General features: G+C 38.2%; 14 protein-coding genes. 5 read left to right on the top strand and 9 right to left on the bottom strand.

What is annotated here, in order from left to right; genetic code table 11:
* Window positions 1-8: 8 nt before the first annotated feature.
* Window positions 9-1,760 (bottom strand): FAD-dependent monooxygenase, encoded by a 1,752-nt coding sequence (locus tag ACP69Y_RS10710; protein WP_425918380.1) that lies wholly within the window; start codon window positions 1,758-1,760, stop codon window positions 9-11.
* Window positions 1,761-2,627: 867 nt separating this feature from the next.
* On the bottom strand, window positions 2,628-4,154 hold the full coding sequence (locus ACP69Y_RS10705) for a TerC family protein (RefSeq protein WP_425918379.1): 1,527 nt from the start codon (window positions 4,152-4,154) through the stop codon (window positions 2,628-2,630).
* A gap of 515 nt (window positions 4,155-4,669) precedes the next feature.
* Here ACP69Y_RS10705 and ACP69Y_RS10700 point away from each other — a divergent pair.
* The 3 genes from ACP69Y_RS10700 to ACP69Y_RS10690 all read left to right on the top strand — a co-directional run bounded on the left by ACP69Y_RS10700 (window position 4,670) and on the right by ACP69Y_RS10690 (window position 6,247).
* Window positions 4,670-4,987 carry a hypothetical protein gene (locus ACP69Y_RS10700; RefSeq protein WP_425918378.1) on the top strand — a complete coding sequence of 106 codons (318 nt, stop codon included), beginning with the start codon at window positions 4,670-4,672 and terminating at the stop codon, window positions 4,985-4,987.
* A 180-nt stretch (window positions 4,988-5,167) separates the two neighbouring features.
* The gene (locus ACP69Y_RS10695) at window positions 5,168-5,632 is read left to right on the top strand and encodes a MarR family winged helix-turn-helix transcriptional regulator (protein WP_425918377.1); all 465 of its coding nucleotides are present in this window, start codon (window positions 5,168-5,170) and stop codon (window positions 5,630-5,632) included.
* A 150-nt stretch (window positions 5,633-5,782) separates the two neighbouring features.
* A complete protein-coding gene (locus tag ACP69Y_RS10690; protein WP_425918376.1) occupies window positions 5,783-6,247 on the top strand; it encodes a MarR family winged helix-turn-helix transcriptional regulator in 465 nt (154 codons plus the stop codon).
* 7 nt (window positions 6,248-6,254) lie between these two features.
* Here the strand turns inward: ACP69Y_RS10690 and ACP69Y_RS10685 are convergent, their stop codons facing one another.
* From ACP69Y_RS10685 to ACP69Y_RS10670, 4 genes are all read right to left on the bottom strand, one after another.
* Window positions 6,255-6,914 (bottom strand): SOS response-associated peptidase family protein, encoded by a 660-nt coding sequence (locus tag ACP69Y_RS10685; RefSeq protein ID WP_425918375.1) that lies wholly within the window; start codon window positions 6,912-6,914, stop codon window positions 6,255-6,257.
* 789 nt (window positions 6,915-7,703) lie between these two features.
* Window positions 7,704-9,869, bottom strand: coding sequence for a malate synthase G (locus tag ACP69Y_RS10680; RefSeq protein ID WP_425918374.1), 2,166 nt, complete (start codon window positions 9,867-9,869; stop codon window positions 7,704-7,706).
* Window positions 9,870-10,229: 360 nt separating this feature from the next.
* Window positions 10,230-11,378 (bottom strand): cell division protein ZapE, encoded by a 1,149-nt coding sequence (zapE, locus tag ACP69Y_RS10675; protein ID WP_425918373.1) that lies wholly within the window; start codon window positions 11,376-11,378, stop codon window positions 10,230-10,232.
* 84 nt (window positions 11,379-11,462) lie between these two features.
* Window positions 11,463-12,470 (bottom strand): helix-turn-helix domain-containing protein, encoded by a 1,008-nt coding sequence (locus ACP69Y_RS10670; protein ID WP_425918372.1) that lies wholly within the window; start codon window positions 12,468-12,470, stop codon window positions 11,463-11,465.
* Window positions 12,471-12,625: 155 nt separating this feature from the next.
* Between ACP69Y_RS10670 and ACP69Y_RS10665 the strand changes: the two genes are divergently transcribed.
* Both ACP69Y_RS10665 and ACP69Y_RS10660 read left to right on the top strand, forming a co-directional pair.
* Window positions 12,626-14,137, top strand: coding sequence for a flavin-containing monooxygenase (locus ACP69Y_RS10665; RefSeq protein WP_425918371.1), 1,512 nt, complete (start codon window positions 12,626-12,628; stop codon window positions 14,135-14,137).
* Window positions 14,138-14,188: 51 nt separating this feature from the next.
* Window positions 14,189-15,097, top strand: coding sequence for a lysine exporter LysO family protein (locus ACP69Y_RS10660; RefSeq protein ID WP_425918370.1), 909 nt, complete (start codon window positions 14,189-14,191; stop codon window positions 15,095-15,097).
* Between the two features lie 133 nt (window positions 15,098-15,230).
* Here the strand turns inward: ACP69Y_RS10660 and pyrF are convergent, their stop codons facing one another.
* The 3 genes from pyrF to ACP69Y_RS10645 are packed head-to-tail and all read right to left on the bottom strand — an operon-like array spanning window position 15,231 to window position 16,634.
* A complete protein-coding gene (gene pyrF / locus ACP69Y_RS10655) occupies window positions 15,231-15,911 on the bottom strand; it encodes an orotidine-5'-phosphate decarboxylase (protein WP_425918369.1) in 681 nt (226 codons plus the stop codon).
* 36 nt (window positions 15,912-15,947) lie between these two features.
* Entirely contained in the window at window positions 15,948-16,307 is a 360-nt protein-coding gene (locus tag ACP69Y_RS10650) for a lipopolysaccharide assembly protein LapA domain-containing protein (RefSeq protein ID WP_131216209.1), read from the bottom strand.
* 24 nt (window positions 16,308-16,331) lie between these two features.
* Window positions 16,332-16,634 carry an integration host factor subunit beta gene (locus tag ACP69Y_RS10645; RefSeq protein ID WP_004648770.1) on the bottom strand — a complete coding sequence of 101 codons (303 nt, stop codon included), beginning with the start codon at window positions 16,632-16,634 and terminating at the stop codon, window positions 16,332-16,334.
* Between the last annotated feature and the right edge of the window lie 113 nt (window positions 16,635-16,747).

Below are 16,747 nucleotides of genomic sequence, written 5' to 3'. Positions count from 1 at the left end.
AACCTGCATTAAGCGATTTGATAATTCATTTGTTCGAGCACATGCGTTAATTTCTGCAAGGCGATTGCTTCATCATACAATGCTTCCTGATGACGCCATGCCACATAACCATCTGGTCGAACCAGCAACATGCCTGCTTCAGCAATTTCACAGGTTTTTTGCCAAATACCGTAAACATCTTTCACTTCTTGCCCAATAGTCACGACATTCAAATAAGGCAGCTCTAATTGATCAGCTGCCTGTTTCCACGCATTACCGGATAGACCAGTCACCAAGGTTAATTTGCCATTCCCCACAATATCCAGGGTGGAAACCTTTTGACCATTTTTAGTATCAATTAACCAGCAATGTGGAATTTTCGCTCCAGGACGAGAGCTTGCCTGTAAATATAATTGTGGATCAGCTTGCCATTGTTCTTCACATTCATCCTCTAAAACTACAGCAACCGATTGATAACGCTGATTCAGCTCCACACCTTGTGCATTAAACTCAAAGTTTTTAATCTCTAAGGCATAATTTAACTGAGTACGTAATTCAGCAGCATCTGCTGTCGGTGCATTCAGTCGATCTAACAATTGTTGTGTGGTGGCAACACCTTGATCAAAACCAAAAACATCTTTGAGATGCTTATAATCCATTCGAGACTGGTTGGCACGTGCAACAATTTGCTGTCCAACCGGTACGCGTTCATCACTATAAGAGCTCAATAAATCTGCCTTCGCCCAATCTTTAATCACAAAAGCCAGTTTCCATGCCAAGTTAAATGCATCTTGAATGCAGGTATTTGAACCTAAACCACTGGATGGCGGATGACGATGTACGGCATCGCCACCACAGAAAACCCGACCTACAGAGTAGTGTTTTGCAAAAGCCTGATTTACATACCATGCCGATACATTTTGAACTTCAATATCGACATCATCCGTACCAATAAAAGTATGAATACGCTGAATAATTTGTTCTTGAGTATATTGAGGTTCGCCTTGAGCAATGTCAAAACCCCAGCCTGCAATCCAGTCATTCCACGGAGAAATGGCGCGCAGCAAGCCCATACCAATTTCACCAAAACCCGCAGCAGGATTGACAATCCAATGCAAAATACTTGGGCGATGTTGCACATACTTAGTCAAGTCAGCTTTGAAACGCACATAGGTCGTACCCGCACGCGCCATCTGACCTTCAATCGGAAGACCGATTTTTTCAACAATTTTAGAGCGTGCTCCATCCATACCCACCAGATACTTAGCACGAACCGAATATTTACGGTTTTCCAATCGGTCTAAGAACCAGACTGTAACACCCTCATCATCTTGTTCATGATCTAAATATTCAGTGTTGTAAAATAGATTTGCACCACGTGCGACTGCATGTTTGACCAGTAGTGCTTCCATTTCTGGTTGCACCAAATCGAATAAAGGCGAAGGACTTCCCTTTACATAATCACCATGCCGTAAATCGCCTGTTCCCCACGCCTGAATACGGGCAATTTCTTCGCCAATCAAACTGGTCGTGATCATACTCTCCCCCATGTGTTGCCATGGGGTCGCTCTGCTTTTGGCCTCTTCTTCTAAATCAAATTCACGCAATACTTCGACTGCACGCTGATTGGTAATGTGTGCACGTGGAGAATTTGCCAAGCCATTAAACTGGGTATAAAAACGGACTGAAATCCCATAAGTGGCCAAGGCTAAAGCCGTCGTGGCACCTGCAGGACCTGTACCAATCACCACAACATCCGTATCAAAAGGCTGATTTGACATCACATTTCCTTATTCAATTCACTTAAATGTGCATATCCAAATGATTGGATGTGCTTTTATTGAACTATAAGGAAAATATCGAGTTTATTTAAAAACTATCACAACTAACTATAGCGATATGCATCTGAGCTATAGAAACTCAAAGGATGCTGATATTTTTAAGCGTGATGAGCATTTTTGCCTATGCTTTCTTTATATAAAATACAAACTGAGAAATTTAAAGTAGAGGGTTCAGCCAGTCTCTAGAGAATAAAATTTAATACACTTTCCAGCCTAAAAATAAATGCAATATGGTTTCCAAAATCGTTTTTTAAATCCAGTTTACAGATACACAGCAAACCCATGTCATCAAAATAGTCAGGTACATGTTGCATAAAAAAATTGATATGTGGCGTTGCCTTAGTTCTTAAACGTTGAATGTCTGCAAGCATCGTTTGCTGCATTACACTTGGATGGACAAAAATATCTTCTCGGCGCTTTTATACCTCCTTTTTAACCTGCTAAATCATATTTAAAACTTTTAAATATTCCTCAGACATCTACCTTTCTTCACAGAGAAAAAAATCTGAGATCTTTTTGTCATACGCATTAACCTAATTTAACCCTTGTTTCTATATTCCGAGATTCTTATTTTCAGCATTTTATTGATCTTAAATATCCCTAAAAATAGCGATTTTCAGGATTGATTAAGTTACTTGCGCTCTTCATTTTAATAGCATCAAATCAGAATTTAACTTATTCCTACCTTTGAAAAGCTAAATTAAAATGATAAAAAACCCAACAGCACCTGTCTGTTGGGTTATTAAAGCGGTTAAAAAGAAAACTGCAAAGATATTAATATCTTTTCCCAGTGTCCTTAATCACTTTCTAGCGATGCACAATTAAAACGGATTTAATTCGATTATCATCCAATTCTGTCACCTCAAAGTGCACCCCCTGATACTCAAGCTGAGTACCTAAGTTCACTTCTCCATGAGTTTTATCTAGAATTAGACCTGCAAGACTGATATAGCCTGCATCTTCTTCGACCAAATCCATCATGCCCAACTCTAATTCAAGCTGATATACATCAAGCATGCCGGATGCTTTCCAAGTGTGCTCATCAATTTTGACTAAATCGAGCTGTTCATCCGCATCTGGGAATTCTCCGGCAATGGCTTCAAACACATCTAGCGGAGAAATCAAACCTTGTACATTACCAAATTCATCACTGACTAAAACCAATGAGCCTTTAGAAGTACGTAAGGTATTGATCGCATCGATCACTTTCATTTTTTCAAAAATATAGATCGGGCGATGGCGTTTGATTAAAGCTTTAAGTTGTTCGTCATCTTCCAGTACATCTAGAAGCTCTTTGGCACGAACCACACTCAAGACCTTGTCCAAGCTGCCGCGACAAACTGGAAATAAGCTGTGCGGTACAGCTAGTACCTGTTCACGAATTTGTTCAGGCGTATCATCAATGTCTACCCAAGAAATTTGATTTCGCGGGGTCATGATCGAAGCGACTGACCTTTCTGCTAGGGTTAGTACCCCACCAATCATATAGCGTTCTTCATCGGCAAACGCTTCTTGAGCTTCAAAGTGCTGAGCACTGTCAGTGACAGTTTCCATTTTTCCGCCCATCAATTTCAAGATGGAATCCGCAGTACGGTGGCGCAATGGAATCTTTGATTCGTGCTTTGTAGTATTACGCTGAGTAAACTGATTGAAAGCTTCAATCACAATCGCAACGCCAATACCTGAGTAGATATAGCCTTTTGGAATATGGAAACCAAAACCTTCGGCAATCAAGCTAATACCAATTAATAGTAAGAAGCTTAGACAAAGAATAATTACGGTTGGATGACGATTTACAAAATCAGTTAATGGTTTGGAAGCAAGTAACATTACGGCCATAGCCACAATCATCGCTACCATCATTACATAGATATTGTCGACCATACCAATGGCGGTAATCACCGAATCTAAAGAGAATACAGCATCTAACACTACAATTTGTGCTACAACTGCTGTAAAACTTGCATAAACAACATTCGTTGTAATTTTAACTTCAGGTTTCCCTTCCATTCTTTCGTGCAATTCGCTTACTGCTTTATACAGTAGGAACAAACCACCAAATAAAAGAATAAGATCTCGACCTGAGAATGTCCAATCAAAGACGGTAATAAGCGGTTTGGTCAAAGTGACTAACCAAGAGATGGCAAACAATAAGCCCAGGCGCATGAATAAAGCGAGGGAAAGACCCAATACACGTGCTTTATCACGTTGTTCTGGAGGAAGTTTTTCTGCCAAAATGGCAATAAACACTAGGTTATCAATACCTAAGACAATTTCTAAAACAATAAGGGTAAGTAAACCAACCCAAATTCCCGGATCTAACAAAAACTCCATTAGTTTACATCTCCGATTCCATGAATTTGGTTAAAAATAAACGTAGACCTGCACGGCGACGGATCCATAGATATGCCCTGTTCAACAATAGATAAATTAATTATGCATAATCTACAAAATTTGTAATTAAATTTTTATATTTTTAATCATAAAAGTGCCAATCTGTATAAAACATATACTCACTTGTGTGACGTATCTCATCTATTCGTCTGAAGTTTTGATTCGGATCTAATACAAACTCAAAGGTTATAACCACTAAAATTTAAAAAATACAAATGATGAAAATGCAAGTTATTGTTTTTATGAATTTTATTACAAAATTTACTTGACATATATATTATTTTATTTAACTTATGACCCAAATATCAGAAATTTTTTGTTAAAAAGATCAGTTCCCAAAGCTATTTTTTTCACTAGAATGAAATACAGCCAAGATTTTTTCATTCAATAATCGATAGCTAAACTTAGATGCGCAAACCTCTAATCCAATCAAAAAATTTACAGGATTATTTGCTATGGCCAATGAAAAAGCATTAACCTTCAATAAAACATCGAAAACAATTGCTAATACTAACGATGGAGGTGCATATCCTCATCTAGATTCATCATGTGATCAGCATCAAGTTAAGGTCGTGGTCACTCATAATAATCAAAAGTTTGAAATGTTTATGCCTGTTGTTTTACAACACGCTACTCCTACGGCAATGTTATTTTCAGAGTCCTTTCAAAATTCTGAAGTTGAACAAGAAGTACTAAAATTCGCCCAGAGTATTGTAGGATTTCATCAAGATAAAGACAGTTACCCCCTGTCTCTTCTAGACGATCACAGTTAATTTTGATTCGTATAAGAAATTTTATAAATAGTAAGTTTCCATTGCATTATGAAAAACTTAATATATATTAATTAGCGATAAAAATAATTCAATATGTATTGCGAATCTAAATGGCTTTAGAATAAAATGCTCTTCAATGAAAAATTATAATTACAACAATGAATTAGGGGATCGTTTACCATGACCAAAAAATTCAGTAAATTTTTACCTTCTCCGGAAAATTTTAGTTTAGAAAATTTTCCATATTATTGGGTTACCCAAGTACATGCTCAATACGTCCAGAACGTCGATCATGTATTAAAAAAATATGGTTTAGATAATTCTCGTCGCCGAATTTTGCTCTCTTTAAAATCAAAACCGCATGCAAGTGTATCTGATCTTTCTGAAATGGTCGTATCCAAGATGTCAACGACCACTAAAATTGTTTATCGCTTAAAAGATGAAGGATTAGTAGAAACGTATTCATGTGAAGATGATGCTCGAATTACTCGTGTAGTGTTAACGGACAAAGGGCAACAAATGACCCAAAAGATTAATGATCTTACTAATGTGGTTTTAGAACAATCTTTTGATGGCTTAACCCCCTTACAAATTGAAAAAATGATGGAAACTCTTAAGCATATTTTCAAAAATTTAGCGCATTAACTTAATTTTAATCTAAAAAATTTAATGAAGAGTTGCTCTCTTTGCTTTAACTGTAATGACTATTACAAAGAAATTTTAGTCAAAATTTTTAAACAACATAGTTACAATAATAAAATACAATTACAACAATTAAAAACAGGAGAAACATCCATGACAAAAAAATATAGTAAATTTTTACCTTGTGTAGAAAATTTTAGTTTAGAAAATTTTCCATATTATTGGGTTACTCAAGTACATGCTCAACATGTACAGAACGTGGATCATGCCTTAAAAAAATATGGTTTAGATAATTCTCGCCGACGAATTTTGCTCTCTTTAAAATCAAAACCTCATGCCAGTGTGTCAGATCTATCTGAAATGGTCGTATCCAAGATGTCGACAACCACCAAAATTGTATATCGCCTTAAAGATGAAGGATTAGTAGAAACCTATTCTTGTGAAGATGATGCCCGCATTACTCGTGTAGTGTTAACGGACAAAGGGCAACAAATGACCCAGAAGATTAATGACCTCACCCATGTGGTTTTGGAACAATCTTTTGATGGCTTAACCCCCTTACAAATTGAAAAAATGATGGAAAGCCTTAAGCATATTTTCAAAAATTTAGCACGTTAATCTAAATTTAATCAAAAAAATTTAGTTGAGGAGTTATTTTCTCGATTTTTACTTTGGGTACATGTGAACATTCAAATTCATTTTCAGGAAACCCTTCAACAAATGATCGGATATCCGGAGACTTCCAACTCAGCCATTCATTTAAACGCTCGTGAGGAATTACAATCACTGAGCGTTTAATATTTCCAGGTTCATGAAATTCTTTCATCATGGGATGGTCAATTGCGTTCATCGTAAGCATGGTAGCTGAACGAATCACTTCATCCCCAATCTTACAAATTTCGTAAAGTGCAGCAATAAAAACAGCTTGACCATCTTTCCGACGTACACCCCAACGTTGGGCTTTATGATCAAAATATTTGGACTCGTAAAACTCAGCCACCGGAATGACACCAAATTTATATTTCGTTAATGCATTATTGAAAGTAGGTTTCTGAAACAAGGTCTCATTGCGGGCATTATAGGTTTTACTTGCAATCGTTTTATCCTCTGCCCATTTCGGTACGAGACCAAACATTACTTTACGCCATTCAAGCCCTTGTTGTGATTTAAACAACAAAGGCAAATCATAACCTGGATAGGCTTCTTCCGGATATTCAAAAGGAACTTCTGGAAGATTTAAATCCTGTAATTGTTTGAGCGTTAGTGGTTTGAAGTTTGCACACATAGCATAGGTATTAAATTAAACTGACTTATTATAGCTTTAACTATATCAATGATTCTGTATTAGGTCGTTGGGAATCGTTAGCCAATGTGTACAGCATAATTCTTCCCAAGTCCGCCTCTCCCTTAAGATGTGATAAACCAGAGTTTTTCTCACCCTTAAAAGATACATTCGCTTAAGTCTGCCAATGTAATCAAGATAAGCACTGTGTTATACCCTGAACCTAAGATTTATTATGACCTAATCAAAATTAACTGTTCACTTTTTCGATGACAACAAGATAGGCTAGTAAATTAAAAATGAAATTGCTATGTCCACCACGACACTTTTAATCGCAGCAATATACGCAAGTTGAGCTTCATCAACTTGTGCTTTAAATGGATTAAAGATCAATTCCAAAATAGAGAAAGCGACAATCATAAATAATGAAATTTTTAGTGTAATTGGTAAATATAAGGCAATAAAACGATTTAAAAAATTCTATCCCTGTTCACCACCATTAATCTTAGATATGGCATGGGTTCAACTGATCAATAAGCCTAAATTGATGACAAATCCTGCCAAACTAATTTTAAGCTACTCAGCCCCAGTCTGACTTAAAAAAACTCAATAAAATCAAAATACCGCTGACGAGATAATAATTTTTAAATTTGGCTTGAGTAACTCAGTTTTGCTTTAAATCGTCAATCAATTGATCGGTGTGCCAAAAATACATGATTTATACTCCATTATTATGTATCGATCCTATATAAAAAAGCCTCACAAGGAGGCTTTTTTACTCGGTTCACAGGATTAGTCGCCTGTATAACCTTTTAATTTCAAACGTGCTGCATGTAATAGAGGTTCTGTATAACCTGATGGCTGTTCACCACCTTTAAAGATCAAGTCAGAAGCGGCTTGGAACGCAATGTTATTTTCAAAGTCATTCGACATTGGCGTGTAAAGCGGATCATTGGCATTTTGCTCATCCACAATTTTCGCCATACGCTGCATTACTTCTTCAACTTGCGCACGCGTTACGATACCGTGACGTAACCAGTTTGCAACGTGTTGAGATGAAATACGTAAAGTTGCACGGTCTTCCATCAAACCAACGTTGTTGATATCGAGAACTTTAGAACAACCTACACCCAAATCAACCCAACGAACCACGTAACCTAAAATACCCTGACAGTTATTTTCAAGTTCTTTGGTTTTCTCTTCTTCAGACCAATTAGTGTCTTTCGCTAAAGGCGGAGTTAACAAATCATCTAAAGGTAATGCATCAGTCGCCAACAATTCTTGCTGACGGCTTGCTACATTAATTTGGTGATAATGAATCGCGTGAATGACCGCACCTGCAGGTGATGGAACCCATGCACAGCTTGCACCTGCTTCTGGATGTTCAGTTTTGGTTTTGTACATGTCAAGCAACATATCTGGTTTTGGCCACATGCCTTTACCAATTTGTGCTTTACCACGTAAGCCTGCTTTCAAGCCAACCATCACGTTACGGTTCTCATAAGCCGGGAACCAGATTTGAGATTTCACTTCGCCTTTACGAACGAAAGGACCAGCTTCCATGAAAGTATGAATTTCATCACCGGTACGATCCATGAAGCCCGTGTTAATGAAGATGGTACGGTCTTTCGCTTGAGCGATACAGTTTTTCAAGTTTACGGATGTACGACGCTCTTCATCCATGATACCGATTTTAAGCGTTTTAGCTGGTAAGCCTAATGCTTGCTCAGCACGTTCAAACAGTTCAACCGCAAAAGCAACTTCTTCAGGACCATGCATTTTTGGTTTAACGATATACATCGAACCTTTACGCGAGTTCTTGATTTCGTTTTCACCTTTAATGTCTGCAAAAGACAATAATGGTGTAACCAAAGCATCCATGATGCCTTCATAAATTTCCGCACCATCTACAAGAATGGCTGGATTGGTCATCAGGTGACCCACATTACGAAGAAGCATTAATGAACGACCGTGAATAGAAGTCACACCACCAATCAGGTTTTTATGGGTGCGATCTTTATTCAACGAACGGGTAACCGTTTTACCATTTTTTGCGATTGATTCTTCGAGCGTGCCGCGCATTAAGCCTAACCAGTTACGGTAGCCTTCTACTTTTTCTTCTGCATCCACTGCAGCAATCGAATCTTCTAAATCTTGGATAGTGGTTACAGCTGCTTCAAGCACTAAGTCTTTAACGCCAGCCGCATCTGTTTGACCAATCGGACTGGTTGCATCAATTTCAACAATTACATGCAATCCATTATTTTTAAATACAATTTCATTCGGTGCAGCAGCTTCGCCGTTATACCCAACGAATTGTGCTGAATGCGCTAAAGTGGTGGTAGAACCATCTTTTAAAGTCACAACCAGTGCATTGTGCTCTACTGTGTATTTTGTTGCATCTACATGCGAACCATTTGCCAACGGGAAAGTTTCATTTAAGAAATTTTTCGCGAATGCAATTACTTTTTCACCACGGACTGGATTATAGCCCTTACCTTTTTCCGCGCCATCTTCTTCAGGGATCACGTCGAAACCGTAAAGTGCATCGTATAAAGAACCCCAACGCGCATTTGCCGCGTTCAAGCAATAACGTGCATTACGTACAGGTACTACAAGTTGCGGACCAGCCAAAAGCGCGATTTCTTCGTCGACATTTTCTGTGCTGATCTTGAAATCTTCTACTTCTGGTAATAAGTAGCCAATTTCTGTAAGGAAAGCTTTGTAAGCTCCTAATTCAAATTTGTTGTTGCGGTGCCATTCATCAATTTTAGCCTGAAGATCTTCACGCTTAGCTAAAAGCGCCTTATTCTTGGGACTAAGATCAACAACGACTTGCTCGAAGTTTTTCCAGTATGTTTCGCTGTCTAAACCAGAACCTGGTAATGCTTCATTTTCGATAAAATCGTAAAGTTCTTTAGCAATCGCTAACTTGCCTTTTTGAATACGTGCAGTCATTGTCTTTCCTGATATTGCTACTTTTTATAACAAGAGATTCTAGTATACCGATTTAAATCTAGCTGAATAGTACTATCACATTGCTAAATAGTGATCATTTTTTATAAAACAAATATGCATATTATTAAATAAAATAGAGCTCATAAATGCAGTGTCATCATCAACTTGAATACCTTTTTACAGTTTATAAAGTTTTTGAAATGTCGAAATTAGACTTAAGTGCAGATTTATGGATAAAAACAGTACTTAAACCCGACATTGGTATAGTTATAGAGCAAAGATTAAACAATGACTAGCCTTAAATGTCGACTAAATACACATTTTTTAGCAATAAAAAAGCGCCATTTCTGGCGCTTGCTTTTAATTCGCTGGTGATCCTATATTCTGTATAAGCTTGTGCTCCGCATTTAGATACTCATCGGACTGCATTTCTAGTAAACGTGAACGCGTACGTTCAATTTCAAAGGCTAATTTTTCACCTTGATAAATCTCAATAATTGAATCTTCAGAAGTTAATAACAGTTTCACGCCACGATCATAAAACTCATCGACCAGATAAATAAAACGACGTGCGCCTTCCGACAAGTAGTCTGTTAAATGCGGAACGTTACTCACCAGCACGGTGTTATAGATATTGGCGATTTCAATAAAGTCTGCCGGACTACGCGGTTTGAAACACAACTCTGAAAATTCACACCATAAAACGTCTTCAGTATGCCCAACTGTTTCCACAATACGGTTATTAATAATAATCGGCTCTTGAGAAATTTTTTGAGTTTGGGTCAAAGCAGTAAAACGCTGTGCGATCCAGTTTTTGTGATCATGCGTCAGTGGAGATTTAAACAATTGCGCTTGTTTAAGTACGCGTAGACGATAATCTACCCCTGCATCGACATTTAAAATTGCACAGTTCTTTTTCACCATCTCAATGGTGGGAATAAAACGGTCACGGTGAATCCCATTTTTATACAGACCATCTGGGGCAATGTTGGATGTTGCAACCAGCGTGATTCCGCGATCAAATAATTTTTGGAACAATTCACTTAGAATCATCGCATCTGTAACATTCGATACAAAGAATTCATCAAAACAAATCACCACGGCTTGTTGGTAAATTTGATCAGCCACCAACTCAAGTGGATTACGTTGCCCTGATAATTTGTTTAATTCACGATGCACATGCTGCATAAAATGATGGAAATGCATGCGCATTTTGCGACGAAAAGGAATCGAATCGAAAAACTGATCCATCAACCAGGTTTTTCCGCGCCCTACACCGCCCCACATATAGACACCTTTAGGAGAGGTTTGACGACGGAAGCGACGGAAAGCTTTTTTTGATGCCTTAAAACGCTGTAGCAGTTCTTGCCAAACACGATCCAACTCATGGACAGCTTGTGCCTGTGCATCATCCGGCATGAACTGACCAGAAGAGATCGCTTGCGCGTAACGTTCTGCAGGTGACAAAGGAATAAAGGCGGTGCTGTGCTTAGAATTTAAGTCTGACATATGATTGGATACTATTTTAGGCTATTCAAAGTATAGCGAAGTTTGAGATGGAATATATAACACTTTGGCATTAATAAACTTAGGCTATTTAAAGTACTGGCGTGGACTGTATCCAAACCATCTTTTAAAGGCATGATTAAAAGCCGCTGGCTCGGAATAGCCCAGTAACTCTGCGATCATTTCAATAGAATACTCTTTATATTCTATCAACCTTAGTGCTTTATCTTTAATCAGTTGTTCACGTATTTGTTTATAACTGCTCTGTAATTGTTGCAATTGATGGCGCAAGGTTCGCTCTGGAATTTGCAATGCTTGCGCTGTTTCTGCCATCGTTGGCATCACGCCTTGCTGTAACTCTAAATAATCTTGCACACGTTGCACTAATAAAGGTACTTGTTGATCCACTTTTAAGCGTTCTAACTCCGCTATACATTTACTTTCATAGATTTTAAAAGTTATTTTATCTGCGGATGGAATCTGAACATCCAGGACTGCATCATCAAACCAGAATTCTGCACACTTCGAATCAAACCGTAACTCTAAACCATAGTAATCATGATAGTTTTTTAAGAACTCTTGGTTTTCTGGTTGTAAAAATGGCAAATCAATGTGGATTTGAGGAATGCTCAATCCCATCATTTTATAAAGATCTTGAATAAATTTATAGGTCCCTGAAATTTCACATTGCGCCCGTAATAAACCCAGATCACTATTTAAATCATGCGGCTCATAACACAAAGCAACTTTATGCTCTGTATATTTCAAGCTTAAAGCCCCAGTTAAATGGGTTAAAGATTGATACAAAATACCTTTCTCTAAAGCTGTACGTACATTGTCACTGGTCACCAACAGCATCAGTAAAGGACCATAGCCAGCAAGTGCATAATGCTGCCCAATAAACAACCCTTTTTCGGGCGCAACGTCTTGCCCTATGACTTTTAAGATGTCCCACTCCAAACTTGGATGAATAATTGAACTTGGATCCAATGCGTCAGCACGCAGACCAATACTTTGAAGTTTTTGATCGACTGCAACCCCAGCTTTACGCATGCCTTGAATTAAATACATCAAGCCAAGAATTGATCGTTTCATAGCATTGTCAAATTAAAAGAATATGACAGTTTTTACTATAAAATTTCACTCTTGCAAATTGCCGAATCTATCAATTTTTTTGTCATGTCTATCATGTTGCAGATTCATCTATTCATATAAGCTATATAAAAATAGACCTATAAGGCAAATAAAAAATGTGTGATGCAACTCAAAGCAGGCAACTACCACAACAAACTCAAATTGCCGTTATTGGAGCAGGATTTGGCGGCTTAGCCATGGCCATTCGTTTATTACAAAACGATATTCAAGATTTTGTCATTTTAGAAAAAGCGAATGATGTTGGTGGGACTTGGCGTGAGAATCAATACCCGGGTGCAGCCTGTGATGTGCAATCCCATATGTATTCACTTTCTTTTGCAGCTAAAAGTGATTGGTCGAAGCGCTATGCTGAAGCACCTGAAATTTTTGCCTATATTCAAAGCTTAATGAGCGGTTATGATTTGAAAAAATACTGCCATTTTAATTGCGAGGTTATGGCTACCGAATACAATCAGCAAAGTTGTGACTGGAAGCTGACATTAAACAATGACACAACCCTGATGGCTCAATTTGTTGTTTTCGCATCTGGCCCTCTACATGTTCCGCAAATTCCACACATCACAGGCATTGAAAAGTTTCAGGGTAAAGTTTTTCATTCATCGCAATGGGATCATCAATATGACCTCAGCAATAAAAACGTTGCATCCGTGGGTACGGGTGGTAGCGCCATTCAATATATTCCTGAAATCGCCCCCAAAGTGAAGCAACTGTATGTATTTCAACGTACTGCAGCTTGGGTCATTCCACGAGATGAACGTAATTATTCAAGCTTAGAAAAGCAGTTGTTTGATAAGTTTGATTGGTTTAGAAAGCTGCATCGTGCACGTCTCTATTGGTCAAATGAATCGCGTGTAATCCCCATAGTTAAACCAACCGTGATGAAATACACCCAAAAACTCGCGGAAGCTTATATTAAATATCAAGTGAAAGATAAAAACCTGGCTCAAAACCTCACCCCTGATTACATTATGGGGTGTAAACGTATTTTAGTTTCTAACAAGTACTATCCAACCTTTAAACGACGCAATGTCGAACTCGTTACCGATAGCATTCAAGAAATCACCACCAACAGCATCATTAGCAAAGATGGTAAAGAACGTAAAATTGATTGCCTAATTTACGGTACTGGATTTATCACAGACCCACGTATCTATTTAAAATCTTTTAAATGTACGGGAGAAAATGGTCTTGATTTACGAGAGGCTTGGCATGATGGCGCGGAAAGCTTTTATGGCATTTGCACCAAACATTTTCCAAATTTATTTCAATTATTAGGACCCAATACAGTTTTGGCGCACAACTCTGTCCTCTTTATGATTGAGTCACAGGTCAATTATATCTTACAAATGATTCAACTGGTTAAACAATCCCATAGCCATGCAATTGTGGTGAAAGACCAAGTACAAGATCAATTTAATGTAGAAGTACAAAGCCTTCTTAATGGAACTATTTGGCAATCTGGATGTGTCAGTTGGTATCAGCAAGAGGGAGGTAAAAACTTTGCGCTTTGGCCCACCTATACATGGAAATATTGGCTAAAAACCAAAAAACTTAATCCCGCAGATTACCGCTTGCTAAATAAAAAATCTGGAAGTCGTGCAGCCTAAATACTTAATGGTCATAATAAGCAGGTGTCTTTTCACCTGCAGACTTTTTGTATGCAATCACTTTGGTTGATCATCCAACTTCTGATTTGTTTATTCCTTGGCTTCGTTCTTGCCCGTAAACTTCCTCGGTACTTAGAAAGCTTAGCTTTTAAAGTTCTACCCTATTTTACTTATATTCTACTCATTGCCATCGCGATGGAATTTTCTCAAACACTGCACAGCATAAGCAGTCCATTGCAAATTTTATCTCATGCACTCATCCTCTCGATTGCAACATCACTGGGTGCTTTTCTCTGCTGTTATATCCTGTTTAAAAGTATTGGCTATCAACCCACACAAGGTAAAGTATCCGCAAAGTTATTGGTTAAATCGCTGCTTAACATTAGTTATGCCTTTATTGCACTCGCATCAGGTTATGGGCTGGCTGAAATTTTTAATCATTTTGATTATAGCTTGCACCTGAGCACATGGAATCTACTGCTCATCTTTATGTTCTTGATTGGTTTGGATCTAGCCTATTCCCCACTCGACCGCTCATGGCTGAACTGGAAAATCATGCTTGTACCCATCGGCTGTATCGTCGGTTCATTAAGCGGTGCTTTTTTTACTGCAGCAATTGTGAGAGATATCAGCCTCAAAGACCTGATTATGCTGTCACAGGGTTATGGTTTTTATTCCATGACCGGCATTGTGGTAACTGAATTAAAAAATGCCGAGCTGGGCAGTATCGCACTGATGAATGATTTATTCAGAGAGATTATTGCCATTATTTTGATGTATAGCATTGGCTGGCGCTATCCTCGCTCTGCAATTTCATCCGCTGCAGCAACTGCTATGGATGTCACTCTACCTATGGTCAAACAAGCCTGTGGCAATGAGTTTATTCCACATGCCATGGTCAGTGGTTTTATTCTTTCTGTGCTTGCACCGATTTTAGTGAGTGTATTGGCAGCTTTATAAATAATCTGCCTAAATCTTTCACTTCCATTAAAAGATTATCCCCGTCTTTTTCAAAGGAGAGTTAGAAAGGATTTAAAAGAATTAAAACAAAAAAGCCGACATCAAGTCGGCTTTTAAATACACCAAATTTAGATTAAATTGTCGCTAAAATATCACGCAAAGTTTGACTTGGGTCTTCTGATTGAGTAATTGGACGACCAATTACCAAATGCGTTGAACCATCAAGCATCGCCTGTTTTGGCGTTACAATACGTTTTTGATCATCTGCATTTGAACCCGCTGGGCGAATACCCGGAGTGACTAAAGCAAAATCCTGATCCAAAGTTTCGCGAAGCATTTTTGCTTCCTGAGCAGAACACACCACACCATCCAAACCACTGTCTTGAGTGAGCTGAGCAAGGCGTTTTACTTGCTCAACTGGTTCAATATCTAAACCGATATCTTTTAAGTCCTCACGCCCCATTGAAGTCAACACAGTCACAGCAATCAGTTGAGTCTTGTAGTTCCCCGCTTTTAAACGTTCTACACAGGTCTCCATCATCTTACGGCCACCTGATGCGTGTACGTTCACCATCCACACACCAAGATCTGCTGCTGCGCATACGGCTTGTGCAGTCGTATTTGGAATATCATGGAATTTTAAATCCAAGAAAACCTCAAAGCCTTTTTCGTGCAGTGCCTTAACTACACTTGGACCTTCATGGGTAAATAACTCTTTACCAACTTTTACTCGACATAAAGCAGGGTCTAATTGCTCTGCAATGGTTAACGCGTCATATTGGCTTTTAGCATCCAGTGCAACAATGATACTCAAGAGAATTTACCTTCGGTCGGACAAAAAGAAAGCCCATTATAATGGGCTTTTATTTTCGTTGGTAATATCTAATACAGTTTTTTCATGCCTAGTATGAGCTGCAGCTTCAGCAGCAGCCAATTGGGCAGTTTGAATTTGCTCTTTCCGGAGATATTCAATGTCTTTACGCAATCGTTTAATTTCCCAACTATTTTGAAATACTCGGAAAATTTGCACACCTAACAATAAACCCAATACCACACCCAAAGCTAAAGTAAGTAATAACAATAAGCCTAAACGCATAGCAGGAACTTGAGTAAATAGCAGATCTACACTTAGTTCAGTACCATTTTGTAAAACCAAAGCCAGTGAATAGCCAAACAGTACAATAAGCAAAGCAACCAATACGTAACGCATAAATACCCCTTTTGGAATTTTTTATTACTCTGCAGATTCGTTTACTGCATCACGTAATGCCTTACCAGGTTTAAAGTGTGGAACTGCTTTTGCAGCCACTTCAACAGACTTTCCTGTTTTAGGATTACGCCCCACACGTGGATCACGGTGATGCAAAGCAAAACTGCCAAAACCACGAATTTCAATACGATTATCAGATGATAATGCAGCTATCATTTGATCAATCATAATTTTAACAGCTTCTTCGACCAAAGGTTCTGCTAAGTGTGGATTTTTAAGGGAAATTCGCTCTATTAAGTCAGACTTATTCAGTGCTTCCGTAGTCATCTGCGACCTCTTTAATTATCAAGCTACTTTGTAGATGATCCGATAATAACGTGTTTAAATACAAAACGGTAGCGCAATAAGTTAATACTACGCTACCGTTTACAGTATTTGTG

The organism is Acinetobacter sp. TSRC1-2, from assembly GCF_049895885.1.
Taxonomy (GTDB): domain Bacteria; phylum Pseudomonadota; class Gammaproteobacteria; order Pseudomonadales; family Moraxellaceae; genus Acinetobacter.
Note: the sequence above shows the minus strand (reverse complement) of the source record. Positions and strands in the feature narration are given on the sequence as shown.

What these genes read in the sequence shown, in the direction of transcription:
- ACP69Y_RS10710 (WP_425918380.1), bottom strand. Translation starts at nt 1,760, where the DNA reads ATGTCAAATCAGCCTTTTGATACGGATGTTGTGGTGATTGGTACAGGT.
- ACP69Y_RS10705 (WP_425918379.1), bottom strand. Translation starts at nt 4,154, where the DNA reads ATGGAGTTTTTGTTAGATCCGGGAATTTGGGTTGGTTTACTTACCCTT.
- ACP69Y_RS10700 (WP_425918378.1), top strand. Translation starts at nt 4,670, where the DNA reads ATGGCCAATGAAAAAGCATTAACCTTCAATAAAACATCGAAAACAATT.
- ACP69Y_RS10695 (WP_425918377.1), top strand. Translation starts at nt 5,168, where the DNA reads ATGACCAAAAAATTCAGTAAATTTTTACCTTCTCCGGAAAATTTTAGT.
- ACP69Y_RS10690 (WP_425918376.1), top strand. Translation starts at nt 5,783, where the DNA reads ATGACAAAAAAATATAGTAAATTTTTACCTTGTGTAGAAAATTTTAGT.
- ACP69Y_RS10685 (WP_425918375.1), bottom strand. Translation starts at nt 6,914, where the DNA reads ATGTGTGCAAACTTCAAACCACTAACGCTCAAACAATTACAGGATTTA.
- ACP69Y_RS10680 (WP_425918374.1), bottom strand. Translation starts at nt 9,869, where the DNA reads ATGACTGCACGTATTCAAAAAGGCAAGTTAGCGATTGCTAAAGAACTT.
- zapE (WP_425918373.1), bottom strand. Translation starts at nt 11,378, where the DNA reads ATGTCAGACTTAAATTCTAAGCACAGCACCGCCTTTATTCCTTTGTCA.
- ACP69Y_RS10670 (WP_425918372.1), bottom strand. Translation starts at nt 12,470, where the DNA reads ATGAAACGATCAATTCTTGGCTTGATGTATTTAATTCAAGGCATGCGT.
- ACP69Y_RS10665 (WP_425918371.1), top strand. Translation starts at nt 12,626, where the DNA reads ATGTGTGATGCAACTCAAAGCAGGCAACTACCACAACAAACTCAAATT.
- ACP69Y_RS10660 (WP_425918370.1), top strand. Translation starts at nt 14,189, where the DNA reads ATGCAATCACTTTGGTTGATCATCCAACTTCTGATTTGTTTATTCCTT.
- ACP69Y_RS10650 (WP_131216209.1), bottom strand. Translation starts at nt 16,307, where the DNA reads ATGCGTTACGTATTGGTTGCTTTGCTTATTGTACTGTTTGGCTATTCA.
- ACP69Y_RS10645 (WP_004648770.1), bottom strand. Translation starts at nt 16,634, where the DNA reads ATGACTACGGAAGCACTGAATAAGTCTGACTTAATAGAGCGAATTTCC.